Here is a 13763-nt window from a genome sequence, read left to right on the forward strand (position 1 = left end):
TCAGGGGGCGATCAAACAGGTCGCCGTGCAGGGCTTTCCTGCCCCTCAGCCCAGCAGTTCACAGCCATAGCGGCGAACCACGTCGGGGAATGTCTCCATGTCCGGCATTCCTTCTCCGTCCGGAGGGATGCGCCTGTCGTCGGTGGGCACACTGGTCGCCCTCAGAAGTTCCTCGAAACCGCCAGGCGTGAAGAAGAACAGCATGCGGGCCGGCCCACGCTTGACCGTATAGCGGTGCGGCACGTCGCGTGGCCCAAAGAGAAACGAACCGGGTCCAGCCATTATCTTCCTGCCGCCGATCTCGAACTCGATCTCGCCTTCCATCACCTGGAATGACTCGTCCTCGCGATGGTGCACATGCAGCGGCGCCTCGCCTTCATTCTCGAGCACTTCGATCAGCGTGAACTGGCCCGCCGTCTGGGCCGCTGTCGCCTTGATCACCGCCAGCGAGCCAAGCCACCAGCGTGCCTCTCCTTCCAAGGGGTGACTGCAAAAGGCGCGAGGGGTGCTCCCGCCGGCTTTGCCACTAGCCACGGCCGCCACAGAGTGGTAGCCGACCTTCAGCGAGGCGGTGTTCACCATCGAGCAATAGTTTTTGATGCCGGGCAAAGTAGACCAGACTTCGCCAGCCGCCTTGGCGCTGTCTATGTCCGCCCATTCGAATATCTCCGTCCAGCCGCCTTCGGATTTGAGCAGGCGACGGTTGAGGAAACCCTTGAGCTTTCGCACCTCGTCATTCACTTCATCCCTGGTCTGCAGGAACATCTGCTCGGTGAATCCGGGCTTCAATGCAAATTCGGTGATTTCAACGACATTCGTGTCCATGACTTCCTCCCTTTGCTATCTGACCTTTGTTTCGCCTCCCGCATTCTGTTCGCTCAAGACGTGCTCGTTCTGCCTTGGCCTTTGAGCCAGCAGAGCGCCATTTCTGTTGCCGTTTCGACGGCGAGGTCCACCGCCATGCCGCGTATCCGCATCGCGTTGAACGTCGGAAAGTCGAATAGAAAGCTGATTGCCTGCACGACATCATCGCCGGGACTGTCGTGCGCCAGTGCCTCGCGCACGAATCCGGCCACCATGTGTCGCAGGTATTCCTCCCATTCCCGCATGGCTGGAAGCTGGCGCTCGCGCAGGTCGCTTTCGAGATGCCGTCCGCCACGGTGGTAGAAGGCGAACAGCTCGTTGGCGACCCGGTGCAACCGTTCTTTAGAGTCCGTCGCCCCGCCGATTATCTCCGTCACCGATTCGGGCGACGGAGGACGCAGGCGCTCCATCAGCACTTCGCCGCACGCCGGAACTAGGTCGTCCAGAGTAGGAAAATGCTTGTAGACGGTGCCAACGGCGACATCGGCTTCCGTAGCGATGTCCTTCCAAGTCGTGCCGAAGATGCCGTTCTGGGTGTGCAGCTTGATTGTCGCGTCGAGGATGCGCTGCCTCGTCTTAGCGGAGGCGGCAGTCCGGGAACCCATGCTGTAGCGGCGAGGGGACACAGGCGTCCACCTAATTGAATGAACAATTCAACCATTTAATTCATTTGGGGTCAATCCGCTTTCTCGGGAGCCACTCGCTATTCCCTACTCACTGTTTCATTATTCACTCCATGAACCCCATTGAGCTTCTCGACTACACCGGCGTCGCCGTTTTCGCGGCGACCGGTGCGCTGGCCGCCTCGCGCAAACAGCTCGACATTATCGGTTACCTGTTTCTGGCTAGCGTTGCCGGCATCGGGGGCGGCACGGTTCGCGACGTCATCCTCAACGTACCCGTGTTCTGGGTGGGAAACCGCGACTATGTGCTAATCTGTGCGGCGGTGGCGGTCGTCGTCTTCTTCAGCGCACATCGTTTGGAGTCCCGCTACAAATTGCTGCTCTGGCTCGATGCCATAGGTCTTGCGGCCTTTTCGGTGATGGGCGCGGCCAAGGGGCTGACGATCACCGGCTCACCTGTAGTTTCGATCGTCACCGGCATGCTCACCGGAACCCTTGGCGGCATTCTGCGCGATCTGTTGACAGGTGAGCCTTCGGTGCTCCTGAGACCGGAGATCTACGTTACCGCAGCGCTTGCCGGCGCCGGCCTCTACACACTTGGCGATTTCGCCGGACTGCCGCCGCTTGCGTCGGGCCTGGCAGGTTTCATGGCGGCTTTCTGCGTGCGCGGCGGCGCGCTCAAATTCGGCTGGGCCTTTCCGTCCTACAAAAGCAAGCCTGGCCGGCGTCCGGAAGATATTCCCTGAATTAAGGTGTCAGGCCGCAAACCGCTGCGCTTCCCCGCCATAATAATTGACGTAGCGGGCGCCGATCTCCTTGACGGGCATCACCACGAACACGTCGACCGTCGAGAATTCACGGTCGATGACGCAGCCGTCGCCGATGCGCGCGCCGACGCGCAGATAGCCCTTGACCAGCGGCGGCATCGCGGCGATCGCCGCCTTGGCATTGACGGCCTCGATCGGCATCAGATCCATGGAACAATAGCGCCCGGCGACGGCACGCACGTCCCACGATGAATTCGTCCGGCAGTGGTGGGCAAGATAGGTCAGCGCCTCGGCATGTGCCGCCGGCACGGTGCCGTGGAACGACGCGCAACCGGTCATCACGCCGATGCCGTAATGGTTGATATAGGCCCAGATGCCTTGCCACAGCGCCTCGATGGTGCGCTTCGAGCGGTATTCCGGCAGAACGCAGGAGCGGCCGAGCTCGAGGAAGCGCTGGCCGGGATGCCGCGCGATCAGCTTGGTCAGCTCGAATTCGCCTTCGGAATAGAAGCCGCCGGCCGCCGCGGCAATCTCCTGCCGCAGCAGGCGGTAGGTGCCGACGATGCGGCGATGCTCGGGGCCGGAAAGCGAAGTATCGAAGACCAGCAGATGGTCGCAGAGGGGATCGAAGCGATCGGCGTCGCGACGGTCCTGCATCTGGAACAGGTCCTTCCTGGCGCCAAGCTCGTCGTAGAACACCCGGTAGCGCACCTCCTGCGCGGCAGCGATCTCGGCCTCGTTGCGGGCGAGCCGCACTTCGAGATTGCCGATGCGGCCGAGCGATGCGCCTTTTATGACGGCATCGGCGTTCCGGCCGACGAGCAAAGGCCCGCTGGCGTTCGGCCGAGCATCACATTCCGGCATGACTGTATGCACGAGTGATTCTCCTTCGAGCCATCCCTCTTGGCACGGGGATACGGTGTAGGTGCAACAGGATTGTGACAGTACCGTGATACGGCTCTGCGGGCAATACTTCGTCGGCTGGGTAATCTATCGACCGTCTATGTTGTGCCTCAGGCGGCCACTTGCCCTTCGACCGCATGAACCAGGGCATCGGGGTCGAGCGGCTTGGTGACGAAGCCGCTGGCACCGTGAGCGAGCACGGCGTGGCGGGTCTTTTCCTGGCTGTCGGCCGACAGCACCATAATCGGCACCGGCGGCACCGCGGTCTCCTCCTCATGGCGGCGGATGGCGGCGATGGCGTCCAGCCCGTCCATGACAGGCATGTGCAAGTCCATCAGCACCACGTCGTAGCGGTGCTTGTGGCCGGTGCTGATGACCGCCTCGACCGCGGCCTTGCCGTTGCCGACCACCTTCACGCGATGCCCGGCCTTCAGCAGCGTGGCGCGAGCCAGCATGGCGTTGATGTCGTTGTCCTCGGCGATCAGCACCGACAGGCCCTGCTGGCGGGCGCCAATGGCGTGCCCAGCCTGCGCGCCGCGCTTTTGCAATTGCGGCTCGGCGATGACCGGCGCATGGCTGGTCAAAAGCACGCGCAGCAGTGTCTCGCCGCGCACCGGCCTCGCCAGGAAGGTGGCGTAACCGTTGGCACGGAACTCGCCAAGCATGCCGCGGTCGGTGGGCGCGATCAGCGTCACTGCCTCGCAATCGGCAAATCCGCTCTGGCGCAGGCGCCTGAGCAGCCTGCCGTCGCTTTGCTCCATGGCAGCATCGATCAGAAGCACGTCGCAGCCCTCGGCGAAAGGGGTGGCCTGGGCGGCGGCGGTGGCCAGATCGACCGTGCCGCCATTGGCGCGAATGGTGCGGGCAATGGCTTCGGCCTCGACCAGGTTCTTCGACACGATCACCGCATGCCGGCCCGACAGCGGGTCCTGCCGGATCTGCGCCGCCTCGACGGCGGAAATAGCGGGAATATCGAAGACGAACTCGGACCCCTGGCCAAGCCGGCTCGACACGGAGATGGTGCCGCCCATGGCGGTCACCAGGCGCTTGGAAATGGCAAGACCGAGGCCGGCACCGCCATGCGCACGGGTCGAGGTGCCGTCAGCCTGTTCGAAGTCCTCGAAGATGCGCTCCATGTCCTGCTCGCGCAGACCGGGGCCGGTGTCTGAGATGGTGAAGCGGATGCGGTCGGTGGTTTCGGTGCGGACGCGGGCGATGCTTGCCAGGACACCGCCGCTGTCGGTGAACTTGACGGCGTTGCCGATGAGGTTGAGCAGCACCTGCCTGACCCTGCCGGGGTCGGCGGTGATCAACTGCGGCACGTCGGGTTCGACATGACAGCCGAGGCCGATATCCTTGGCAAAAGCCCGCGCCGCCAAAAGCTCGACGACATTGTCGGCGATCTCGCGCACCGACATCGGCTGCGGTTCGGGATCGAAGCGGCCGGCCTCGATCTTGGAGTAGTCGAGCAGGTCCTCGATCAGCGCCAGCAGCGCGCTGGCCGAGGTCGAGATGGCGCCGACATAGGTCCGCTGCTCGGGCGAAAGGCTGGTGTCGGCGAGAAGCCGGGCCATGCCCATGATGCCGTTCATCGGCGTGCGGATCTCGTGGCTGACTGTGGCGAGGAAGCGCGATTTGGCCTGGCTCGCATATTCGGCCCGCTCGCGGGCGGTGATCAGCGAGGATTCGGCGCGCTTGCGGGCAGTGATGTCGCGGGCGATGGCGCGATGCGAGACGGCGCCGCTGTCCTTGTCGCGGACCGACAGCTCGATCCAAGAGAACCAGCGTGGGCCGTCCGGCGTGCGAATGGCGACGTCGGTGGAACTCAGGCATTCATGGTCGGAAAACGCGGCGTCGGGGACGATGCCGACATCGATGCCCAGTTCGGCCAGGGTCTTGCCGGCAAGGTCGCGCTGGTCGGTTTCGACAAGGTCGGCGAAGACCTTGTTGGCGTAGACGATGTGGCCGTCGCGGTCGCGGTGGACGACGAGATCGCCGAGTGCATCGATCAGACCGCGAAAGCGCTCCTCGCTCTCCTGCATCTCCCACATGCGGTCGGCAAGCGTCTCGATTTCGGCGCGGCTGCGGGCGGTCGTGGCATCGAGCAGGGCCACCGCGCGGCGCTCGGTGCGCCTGTTGCGCAGATGCATGGCGAGCCCGGCGATGGCTGTCGCCAAAAGGCCGATGGTGATGAAGATCGGCGCTCCGGTCAGATGCGAAAGGCCCGCCAGCACGACGATGGCGACGAGCGTCAGGAAGGGCAGGCCTTCGCGGTTGGAGGCCGGCAGTTCCGGCGCCAGCGGCGGCGCGGCGATAAGCTGCCGTCCTGGCGCCTCGGGGGCCGTCCCGTCGGCCCGTTCGGCTGGTTCCGCCTCTCTGATGCCGGGTTCCGCAATCATACGGAACTCCTGCCAGACAGAGCTTATCGAAGGTTGTGGTTGATCGTTCGAATTTTAGCGGTCGCGCTCTTTTTTGTCCCTTTTGGGCTCACATATCCACCACCACGCGGCCGCGGATCTTGCCCTCGACGATGTCATGCGCGGCGCCGATGATGCCGTCGAAGCCGATGCTCGTCGACAGGCTGGCAAGCTTTGTGTGGTCGAGATCGGTGCCGATGCGGCGCCAGGCCTCGAGGCGGACCGCCTTGGGCGCCATCACCGAATCGATGCCGAGTAGCGAGACGCCGCGCAGGATGAAGGGGGCGACGCTTGCCGGCAGGTCCATGCCGCCGGCAAGGCCGCAAGCGGCGACGGCGCCGCCATAGGAAGTCATCGACAGAACGTTGGCCAGCGTGTGGCTGCCGACCGCATCGACGCCGCCGGCCCAGCGTTCCTTGGCGAGCGGTTTTGCAGGCTGGGCAAGCTCGTCGCGTGAAATTACTTCCGCGGCGCCAAGGTCTATCAGATACGGGCTTTCGGCAGCGCGGCCGGTCGAGGCAATGACGTGATAGCCGAGGCTGGACAGGATCGAGACCGCGACCGAGCCGACGCCACCGGCAGCGCCGGTCACCACCACCGGGCCGCGGTCGGGCACGATGCCGTGGCGCTCCAGCGCGATGACGCAAAGCATTGCGGTGTAGCCGGCGGTGCCGACCGCCATCGCATCATGCGAACTCATGCCGTCCGGCAGCGGCACCAGCCAGTCGCCCTTGACGCGGGCGCGTCCGGCAAAGGCGCCGAAATGCGTCTCGCCGACACCCCAGCCGTTCAATATGACCTTGTCACCCTTGCGCCAGTCGGGACTGGAAGACGAGATGACGGTGCCGGCGAAATCGACGCCCGGCACCAGCGGCCAGCGGCGGATCACCGGCGCCTTGCCGGTGATTGCAAGGCCGTCCTTGTAGTTCACCGTCGTCGCCTCGACCGCGACGGTGACATCGCCTTCCATCAGGTCTGCTTCGGTAAGCTCGGTCACCGCGACCGACTGGTTTTTCTCGGCGTCGCGCGAAACGAGGATGGCTTTGAAGGTTTCGGGCATTTTTTCTCCTCGGGCTTGCAGATCAGAATGTGCGGCGCCAGGCGAGTGAGGTCAATCGCCCGACGTTCCGCGCCGCCAGCCAATGAGTTCGTCGAAGACGACCAGCACGGCACCGACCGAAATGAAGGCGTCGGCCAGGTTGAAGACGGCGAAGGACCAGACCGGCGTATGGAACAGGACATAGTCGATGACATGACCATAGGCAGCGCGGTCGATCAGGTTGCCGAGTGCGCCGCCGACGATCAGCGCGAAACCGATGCGGGCGAGCAGGTGGCCGGGCGGCGTGCGGGCCGCAAGATAGAGCACGAAGGCGACCACCAGAACCGCGACGACCACCAGGCCGGTGTCGCCGAAGGACGAAAACAGCGAGAACGCGATGCCGGTGTTGTAGGTGCGGTACAGCGCCAGGAACGGCAGCAACTCGAGCCGTTCCTGAAAGGCAAGGCCGGTTTCGACCAGATATTTCAGCCACTGGTCGAGCGCTATCGCGGCGACCACCAGAAAAGCGTAGGGGCTCCAGGATTTCATGGTCTGCAGTTTCACGGCTTGGGATGTCATGATCCGGCGTCCTCAGGGCCGAGCTTCAGTGCGCCGCGCCGGATCTCGAACAGCATGACGCCGGTGGCCACCGCAAGGTTGAGCGAATCGGCGCGGCCGGCCTGCGGTATCCGCAGCAGCTTGTCGCAGCTTGCGGCAAGCTCGTCAGGCAGGCCTTGCTGCTCGTTGCCCATCATCAAAAGCACCGGGCCTTTTGAAAAATCGACAGAGCGGTAGTCGACCGCACCCTTCAGATGGGTGCCGGCGACAAGGCCGGGGAAGCTCTTTCGCCAGGCGAGAAAAGCCTCGGGCGTCGCCTTGGCGACCGGCACGGCGAAGATCGAGCCCATGGTGGCGCGCACCGTTTCGACCGAAAAGGGATCGGTGGTCTCGCCGACCAGAATAACGCCCCTGGCTCCGACAGCGTCGACGGTGCGGATGACGGTGCCGAGATTGCCGGGGTCGCGCACACGATCGAGCGCCACCCAGATGTCGCCGTCACGGGCGCGGATGTCCTTCAGCGGCAAGAATTTCTGCGAGAACACGCCGACGACCATTTGCGGATTGTCGCGACGGGTGATGGCGACCAGCACCTTTTCCGAGACTTCAAGTACGGTGCCGCCGGCTGCGACCGTGCGCGCCGCGACCTTTTCGACTGCCGCATTGCCACGTCCGGCCTTGGCGAAGACCAATGTCCTGATCGACCAGCCAAGATCAAGCGCGTCGATGACCAGCTTCAGGCCTTCGGCAATGAAGGCATTCTGCTGGTCACGGAATTTCTTCAACGCGAGCGCCTTGATGTCCTTGACCAGCGGGTTGGCGAGGCTGGTGACTTCCTTCACCTGCCCTGGCGCGCCCGCGTGCCGTTCGTACGCACTCATTCAAGCCACCCAGCGTGAGAACAACGATGTCGAAAGCGCCCGACCGGCAGATTTCTCGCGGATGATCAATTCGCCCGATTCGACCGTGCCACCCATGCCGGCGAAGGTGTCGCGCATCAGGGCATGGATGGCGAAGAAGGAGGCGCGGATCGAATAGGCGGTCAGCACCACGGCGAGCGGCTTCGGCGTCAGGATCGCGCGGCAGATGTCGGTCAGCGCCGGCAGGTCCTCAAACAGCTGCCAGACCTCGCCTTTCGGTCCGCGGCCATAGGCCGGCGGGTCGAACAGGATGATGTCGTAGCGGCTGCCGCGGCGCTCCTCGCGTTCGGCGAATTTCACGGCATCGTCGACGATCCAGCGGATCGGCTTTTGCGACAGGCCCGCCATCTCCTGGTTTTCGCGCGCCCAGCCGATCGCCTTCTTGGAAGCATCGACATGGGTGACCTCGGCGCCGGCACGCGCCGCCGCCAGCGAGGCAAGGCCGGTGTAACCGAACAGGTTCAACACCTTCACCGGCCGTTTTGCCGCCGCGATCAGTTCGGCCATGTGGTCCCAATGCGAGGCCTGCTCGGGAAAGACGCCGACATGGCGAAACGACGTGAAGCGGCCGAGATAGTCGATGCCGTCGTGCTTCATCGGCCAGGTCTCGCCGAGCGGCGTCTTGGGGAAGCGCCAGCGGCCGATGCCTTCCTCGTCGGTATCGCCGGTGAAAATGGCGTCGGCGCGCTCCCAGTCCCTGGCCGGCAAAGCCTTTTGCCAGATCGCCTGGCCCTCCGGCCGAACGATGCGGTAAGGGCCGTATTGCTCGAGTTTTTCTCCGGCGCCGCTGTCGAGCAGCGCGTAGTCCTGATTGGGGCCGACCTCGAGGATCAGCGGCAGATGTTCGGCAGGCAGCGCGCCATCGCGGCGGGATAGAGGTCGCGGCGCGGCTTTCGGCTCGGACCGGTTCTGCGGTTTAGGCTCCGAGCCGACGGTCAGGCCGGCATCGCGCCGCCGCGGCTGCTCCGCCCCGCCCTTCGTGGGCGGGCGGCTGTCGCGGCGTCTGTCGCGAAAAGGTTTCAAGAAGGCGCATCTCCGGACGGCGGCTTGGCCGCTTCTGCCACAGCGTATTGACCGGCGCAACAAAAGGGCTGCCGACGTGTGCAACCGGATCAGCCGCGCCTGATCGACAGCAGGCCGATTGCGAGCGCTATGAAACCAACGGCCTTGAAGCCGGTGACGACCATATGGCCGCTTTCCCAGCGGCTCCGGATCGTTTCGAAATTGTCCGGGATCGGTCCGGGCACCCAGGTGGCCAGGACATCGTTTGCCGGTTTTACCAGGGTAAACCACGCCACCAGGGCCGTCAGATAAAGCACGGTGGCGGCCAAGACCCACCAGAATGCCGGGCGATCGCTGCGCAGTATCCAGGCGAGGAGGCCCGGACAGACGATCGCCGCCACGTCCAGCGGTGCGCCGATAATCGCGAAGAATTGGAACTGAGCGTTGAAGACAGTGGTGTCACGCCAGAGCGAAGGCGACCATCTGGTCAGCCGCGGCACCGATTCCAGCACATGGGCAAAGGACGGCCCAAGGCTGAGCGCAGCGACGATGGCGGTCAAAACCGACCAGAACAACAGAAAACCGCGTATATCCATAATGGCCAGACAACGGCGTCACGGCGCAGACGTTCCGGGTCGGCGATCATCTTGCTTGCCGCCGAAAGCGCAGGCGCACTATCGTCCATTCAAATTGGGCATCTATCAACCGGGTTGCGATCCATGTCCCGCGCCGAACGCCTGCTCGACCTGATCCAGATCCTGCGCCGGCATCGCCGGCCGGTCAGCGGCCGCAGCCTTGCGGGCGAAATGGGCGTGTCGATCCGCACGCTCTATCGCGATATCGCCACGCTGCAGGGGCAGGGCGCGCCGATCGAGGGCGAGGCGGGGCTGGGTTACGTGTTTCATGCTGCCGCCCTTGATGTTCACCGATGAGGAGATCGAGGCGATCGTTCTCGGTTCGCGCTGGGTGGCCAAGCAGCCGGACTGGCGGCTTGCGAACGCCGCCACCGACGCACTGGCCAAGATCGCGGCGGTGCTGCCGGACGATTTGCGCGAAGAGCTCGACGCCTCGACGCTGCTGGTCGGGTCGCGCACCGAGGTCACCGAAGGCATCGATCTCGGCGTGGTGCGGCAGGCCATCCGGGAGGAGCGCAAGCTGAGCTTTGTCTATCGCGACGCCGGCGGTGCTGCCTCCGAGCGCACCGTCTGGCCGTTCGCACTCGGCTTCTTCGACAAGGTGCGCGTCGTCGCGGCCTGGTGCGAGATGCGCCAGGATTTCAGGCACTTTCGCGCCGATCGGATATCCGGCCTCAACGCCACCGAGATGCGCTATCCGCGCCGCCGTCAGGTACTGCTCAAAGAATGGCGGGCGACGCTCGACACGCCAAACTGAGGCTGCTGCTCACTTAAGACTGCTGCCAGAATCTGGCAGTGGCGTACGCTATGCTCCGCCAATCGAAACCATCTGGAGAGCAATTCATGACACCGCCCAATTTCGTCATCCTCTATGTCGACAAGCCTGAGCAAAGCGGCGCCTTCTACAGCGCGCTGCTTGGGCGGCAGCCGGTCGAGACCTCACCGACCTTCGTGCTGTTCGTGCTCGACAGCGGCTTTAAGCTCGGCCTCTGGTCGCGTCACACCGTGGAGCCGGCCGCCGCGGCAGCAGGCGGCGGCGCCGAGATCGTCTTTGCGCTGGACACGCCTGACGAGGTCGATGCCACTCACGCCGACTGGTCTGGACGGGGTCTGACCATCCTGCAGAGCCCGACCGACATGGATTTCGGGCGCACGTTTGTCGCGCTCGATCCGGACAACCACCGGCTGCGGGTTTATTGGCAAAGGGAGTAAGGCAGTAGGGCAGTAGGGCAGTAGGGCAATAGGGCAGTAGGCGAGAGCAAAGTAGCACTAGGCGCGGCGCCGCACGATTAGCACGGTTTCCTACTGCCCTACTCCCCTACTCTTGCCCGATACACGGCAATGCCGGCGGCGAGGTCCTCGAGGGCCGCGCCGACCGACTTGAACAACGTGATCTCGTCGTCGCTCTGCCGACCTTCTTTCTGGCCGCGCGCCAGTTCATAGAGGTCGGCGACGATGGCTTCCGGCTTCAGAACCCCGGAGGCCAGCGGCTGGACGATATCGCCTGCTTCCTTGGTGGCGCCGGCGCGGGTGTCGACATAGACGCGGGCGCGTGCAATCGCGTCGTCGTCGCTTTCGCGCATCGCCGGTGTGAAGCCGCCGACCAGATCGACATGGGCGCCGGGCTTCAACAGTGCCCCCTTGATCAGTGGCATGGTGGTGATGGTCGCTGACGACACGATATCGGCCTTTCCGAGTTCGGCGTCGAGATCGCCTGCTGCTTCGGCCGCAAAACCCTCGGCACGCAATTTTGCCGCGACCTTTTCGGCATTGGCCGGCGTACGGTTCCAGATGCGGATGTTCTTGATTGGCCGCACCGCCGAATGCGCCTTTGCAAGGAATGGCGACAGCGCGCCGGCGCCGACCACCAGCAGCCGCGATGCGTCCTCGCGGGCCAGATAGGAGGCGGCCAGCGCCGAGGCACAGGCAGTGCGCCACTGTGTCAGCCTCTGGCCATCGATCAAGGCCTGCGGCTCGCCGGTGGCGCCGTCGAGCAAGAGGTAAAGCCCCATCACCGCCGGCTTGCCGACGGCATTGTTGTCGGGCGACACGGTGACGATCTTGACGCCGATATGGCCATCGGCCGAGGTGCCGGCTGCGTTGAAGTCGGTCCAGGCCGGCATCAAGAGCAGCGTCGAGGCGGCGCCATCGGGCCGCTCGACCGTGTGATGGTGCCTTACCGGCTGCACGGCGCCATCGCGAAAAGCGGCACGCAACGTCTCGACCAGCCCGGAAAAGGTCAGCGCGCGATCGACCTCGGCGGCGGAAATGGTCAGCATGAAAGGCTCCGTGGAGAACTAGGCCGGTTGTGCTTCAGGCCCGAGCCGCGGCTCAGTTCGTCGGCTTCGGCAAGGCTGGGCCCCGCGACGCGGTGGGCGCGCGGCTGACCGCCTGGCGCAGGTTCTCGGCCTCGGCGCCGCGCTGGCGCGCCAGCTTGCGGTAGCGGCCCTGCTTGATCCAGGTCGCCAGGCTGCCGACGATCATGCCGATGGCCAGCGCCAGGAACAGGAAAATGAAGAGCGGCACGGTCAACGTCAGCGCCGGATTGCCGGGATTGAACGGATCGAGTGTGAAGGCCACCGGTTCGCGGTTGGCGACGGCCAGCGCAATCAGGATGACGGCCAGCGGCACGAAAACCACGATGAGAATGAAGCGATTGAACATGTTTTTCCGTTCGGAAGAAAAGGCAGGAGCGGTGGCGGGCGCCTCGCCTATTTGCCTCCGTTCAGCCTTTCACGCAATTCCTTGCCGGTCTTGAAGAACGGTACCCATTTCTCCTCGACCTCTACGGATTCGCCGGTGCGCGGGTTGCGGCCGGTGCGGGCAGGGCGGTTTTTCACCGAAAACGCGCCGAAGCCGCGCAACTCGACCCGGTTGCCCTCGGCAAGCGCGTCGGTGATTTCATCGAAGATGGCGCTGACAATGTTTTCGACGTCGCGCAGGAAAAGATGCGGATTACGCGTGGCGATGATCTGCACAAGTTCGGATTTGATCATGAAAAGGCTCCCCGTAAAAGCAGTGCCGCCGAAATTATCAGAATGATTTTATTTGGTTTTTCACTCGTCCCAAGCGGTTCCTCAAGGGTGCCAGACGGAAACGAGACCGTCAAGAAACAAGCGGTCCGCTCCAATTTCGTGAAGGACGTCGCCGCCATGGCCGGGCAGGCCAAGCGCAGCACCGACGGTCTGCGCCATCGTCTTGGAGAACAGGAAACCCCCGTGTTTTTCCGTGTCCTTCCATTCCACCACCTTGAGCTTGGCATCGACACCCTTGCCTGCAAGCCAGTCGATCGCTTCGGCCTCGCCGCCGACCGCGTCGATCAATTTGTTGGTGACCGCCTGCCGGCCGGTGAAGATCGACCCGTCTGCGAGCGCCAGCGCCTCCGGCTTGGTCATATTGCGGCGCTCGGCGACGATGCCGACGAACCAGTCGTAGCTGTCGAGGATGAGCTTGCGGACCATGGCGCGCTCATCGTCATTGGTCGGCTTGAAGGGAGAAGGCGAGGCCTTCAAGGGCGAGGATTTCACCTCCTCCAGCTTGACGCCGAGCTTGTCCATGAGGCCGCTGACGTCCGGGTACTGGATCAGCACGCCGATCGAGCCGACGATCGAGGATTTGCGTGCGACAATATGGTCGGCCGCAGTGGCGATCATGTAGCCGGCCGAAGCCGCGAGCGTGCCGACCTCGGCCACCACCGGCTTGTCGGCGGCGAGCTTGCGCACTGCCTCATAGATCGACTCGCCACCGACCGTGGTGCCGCCGGGTGAATCGATCGACAGGATCACAGCCTTGACGCGCGGCGACTGACGGATGGCCTCCAGCCGCTTGATCAGTTCTTCGTCTTCGGTGATGGTGCCTTCGATCTTGACCTTGGCGATGTGGTCGACAGCCGCGCCGGTGAAGTCGTCACCATAGATCCACGCCGAAAAGGCGATCAGCCCGGCTGCGGCGACGATAATCGCCGCAACACGCCAGAATGTCAGCTTGCGGCGCAAGCGGCGGCGGTCGATCAGGTCGTCGGCTTTCAATGCCATG

At 64.1% G+C, this 13763-nt stretch carries 15 protein-coding genes and 1 pseudogene; 3 read left to right on the forward strand and 13 right to left on the reverse strand.

Annotated elements, in window-relative coordinates; genetic code table 11:
* Nucleotides 1–45: 45 nt before the first annotated feature.
* Nucleotides 46–825 (reverse strand): cupin domain-containing protein, encoded by a 780-nt coding sequence (locus NKI19_RS23650; protein ID WP_352488614.1) that lies wholly within the window; start codon nucleotides 823–825, stop codon nucleotides 46–48.
* Nucleotides 826–878: 53 nt separating this feature from the next.
* Nucleotides 879–1490 carry a TetR/AcrR family transcriptional regulator gene (locus NKI19_RS23655; protein ID WP_352488616.1) on the reverse strand — a complete coding sequence of 204 codons (612 nt, stop codon included), beginning with the start codon at nucleotides 1488–1490 and terminating at the stop codon, nucleotides 879–881.
* Nucleotides 1491–1600: 110 nt separating this feature from the next.
* On the opposite strand from NKI19_RS23655, the gene NKI19_RS23660 reads away from it, so the two are divergent.
* Nucleotides 1601–2233 carry a trimeric intracellular cation channel family protein gene (locus NKI19_RS23660; RefSeq protein ID WP_352488618.1) on the forward strand — a complete coding sequence of 211 codons (633 nt, stop codon included), beginning with the start codon at nucleotides 1601–1603 and terminating at the stop codon, nucleotides 2231–2233.
* 9 nt (nucleotides 2234–2242) lie between these two features.
* Here the strand turns inward: NKI19_RS23660 and olsB are convergent, their stop codons facing one another.
* The 7 genes from olsB to NKI19_RS23695 form a co-directional block, all read right to left on the reverse strand.
* Nucleotides 2243–3118, reverse strand: coding sequence for a l-ornithine N(alpha)-acyltransferase (gene olsB / locus NKI19_RS23665; protein WP_292664606.1), 876 nt, complete (start codon nucleotides 3116–3118; stop codon nucleotides 2243–2245).
* A 149-nt stretch (nucleotides 3119–3267) separates the two neighbouring features.
* The gene (locus NKI19_RS23670) at nucleotides 3268–5556 is read right to left on the reverse strand and encodes a hybrid sensor histidine kinase/response regulator (RefSeq protein ID WP_352488620.1); all 2289 of its coding nucleotides are present in this window, start codon (nucleotides 5554–5556) and stop codon (nucleotides 3268–3270) included.
* An 88-nt stretch (nucleotides 5557–5644) separates the two neighbouring features.
* Entirely contained in the window at nucleotides 5645–6634 is a 990-nt protein-coding gene (gene acuI / locus NKI19_RS23675; RefSeq protein ID WP_352488622.1) for an acrylyl-CoA reductase (NADPH), read from the reverse strand.
* A 51-nt stretch (nucleotides 6635–6685) separates the two neighbouring features.
* On the reverse strand, nucleotides 6686–7162 hold the full coding sequence (lspA, locus tag NKI19_RS23680; RefSeq protein WP_352489105.1) for a signal peptidase II: 477 nt from the start codon (nucleotides 7160–7162) through the stop codon (nucleotides 6686–6688).
* Nucleotides 7163–7188: 26 nt separating this feature from the next.
* Nucleotides 7189–8052: a TrmH family RNA methyltransferase gene (locus NKI19_RS23685; RefSeq protein WP_352488623.1), complete on the reverse strand. Its 864-nt coding sequence runs from the start codon at nucleotides 8050–8052 to the stop codon at nucleotides 7189–7191.
* Nucleotides 8053–9114, reverse strand: coding sequence for an RsmD family RNA methyltransferase (locus NKI19_RS23690; RefSeq protein ID WP_352488625.1), 1062 nt, complete (start codon nucleotides 9112–9114; stop codon nucleotides 8053–8055).
* Nucleotides 9115–9203: 89 nt separating this feature from the next.
* A complete protein-coding gene (locus NKI19_RS23695; RefSeq protein WP_352488626.1) occupies nucleotides 9204–9689 on the reverse strand; it encodes an anthrone oxygenase family protein in 486 nt (161 codons plus the stop codon).
* 123 nt (nucleotides 9690–9812) lie between these two features.
* Here NKI19_RS23695 and NKI19_RS23700 point away from each other — a divergent pair.
* Nucleotides 9813–10485: pseudogene (locus tag NKI19_RS23700) on the forward strand (helix-turn-helix transcriptional regulator).
* 86 nt (nucleotides 10486–10571) lie between these two features.
* Nucleotides 10572–10940 carry a VOC family protein gene (locus NKI19_RS23705; RefSeq protein ID WP_352488629.1) on the forward strand — a complete coding sequence of 123 codons (369 nt, stop codon included), beginning with the start codon at nucleotides 10572–10574 and terminating at the stop codon, nucleotides 10938–10940.
* 98 nt (nucleotides 10941–11038) lie between these two features.
* Here the strand turns inward: NKI19_RS23705 and lhpI are convergent, their stop codons facing one another.
* The 4 genes from lhpI to sppA form a co-directional block, all read right to left on the reverse strand.
* Complete coding sequence (gene lhpI, locus NKI19_RS23710; RefSeq protein WP_352488630.1) at nucleotides 11039–12007, reverse strand: bifunctional Delta(1)-pyrroline-2-carboxylate/Delta(1)-piperideine-2-carboxylate reductase; 969 nt, start codon at nucleotides 12005–12007, stop codon at nucleotides 11039–11041.
* A gap of 52 nt (nucleotides 12008–12059) precedes the next feature.
* Nucleotides 12060–12392: a LapA family protein gene (locus NKI19_RS23715; RefSeq protein ID WP_352488631.1), complete on the reverse strand. Its 333-nt coding sequence runs from the start codon at nucleotides 12390–12392 to the stop codon at nucleotides 12060–12062.
* A 47-nt stretch (nucleotides 12393–12439) separates the two neighbouring features.
* Nucleotides 12440–12724, reverse strand: coding sequence for an integration host factor subunit beta (locus NKI19_RS23720; RefSeq protein WP_023675261.1), 285 nt, complete (start codon nucleotides 12722–12724; stop codon nucleotides 12440–12442).
* 81 nt (nucleotides 12725–12805) lie between these two features.
* Entirely contained in the window at nucleotides 12806–13762 is a 957-nt protein-coding gene (gene sppA, locus NKI19_RS23725; protein ID WP_352488632.1) for a signal peptide peptidase SppA, read from the reverse strand.
* Between the last annotated feature and the right edge of the window lies 1 nt (nucleotide 13763).

Source organism: Mesorhizobium sp. M0751 (assembly GCF_040320265.1).
Taxonomy (GTDB): Bacteria; Pseudomonadota; Alphaproteobacteria; order Rhizobiales; family Rhizobiaceae; genus Mesorhizobium.

What these genes read in the sequence shown, in the direction of transcription:
- NKI19_RS23650 (WP_352488614.1), bottom strand. Translation starts at nt 825, where the DNA reads ATGGACACGAATGTCGTTGAAATCACCGAATTTGCATTGAAGCCCGGA.
- NKI19_RS23660 (WP_352488618.1), top strand. Translation starts at nt 1,601, where the DNA reads ATGAACCCCATTGAGCTTCTCGACTACACCGGCGTCGCCGTTTTCGCG.
- olsB (WP_292664606.1), bottom strand. Translation starts at nt 3,118, where the DNA reads ATGCCGGAATGTGATGCTCGGCCGAACGCCAGCGGGCCTTTGCTCGTC.
- NKI19_RS23670 (WP_352488620.1), bottom strand. Translation starts at nt 5,556, where the DNA reads ATGATTGCGGAACCCGGCATCAGAGAGGCGGAACCAGCCGAACGGGCC.
- acuI (WP_352488622.1), bottom strand. Translation starts at nt 6,634, where the DNA reads ATGCCCGAAACCTTCAAAGCCATCCTCGTTTCGCGCGACGCCGAGAAA.
- lspA (WP_352489105.1), bottom strand. Translation starts at nt 7,162, where the DNA reads ATGAAATCCTGGAGCCCCTACGCTTTTCTGGTGGTCGCCGCGATAGCG.
- NKI19_RS23685 (WP_352488623.1), bottom strand. Translation starts at nt 8,052, where the DNA reads ATGAGTGCGTACGAACGGCACGCGGGCGCGCCAGGGCAGGTGAAGGAA.
- NKI19_RS23695 (WP_352488626.1), bottom strand. Translation starts at nt 9,689, where the DNA reads ATGGATATACGCGGTTTTCTGTTGTTCTGGTCGGTTTTGACCGCCATC.
- NKI19_RS23705 (WP_352488629.1), top strand. Translation starts at nt 10,572, where the DNA reads ATGACACCGCCCAATTTCGTCATCCTCTATGTCGACAAGCCTGAGCAA.
- lhpI (WP_352488630.1), bottom strand. Translation starts at nt 12,007, where the DNA reads ATGCTGACCATTTCCGCCGCCGAGGTCGATCGCGCGCTGACCTTTTCC.
- NKI19_RS23715 (WP_352488631.1), bottom strand. Translation starts at nt 12,392, where the DNA reads ATGTTCAATCGCTTCATTCTCATCGTGGTTTTCGTGCCGCTGGCCGTC.
- NKI19_RS23720 (WP_023675261.1), bottom strand. Translation starts at nt 12,724, where the DNA reads ATGATCAAATCCGAACTTGTGCAGATCATCGCCACGCGTAATCCGCAT.
- sppA (WP_352488632.1), bottom strand. Translation starts at nt 13,762, where the DNA reads ATGGCATTGAAAGCCGACGACCTGATCGACCGCCGCCGCTTGCGCCGC.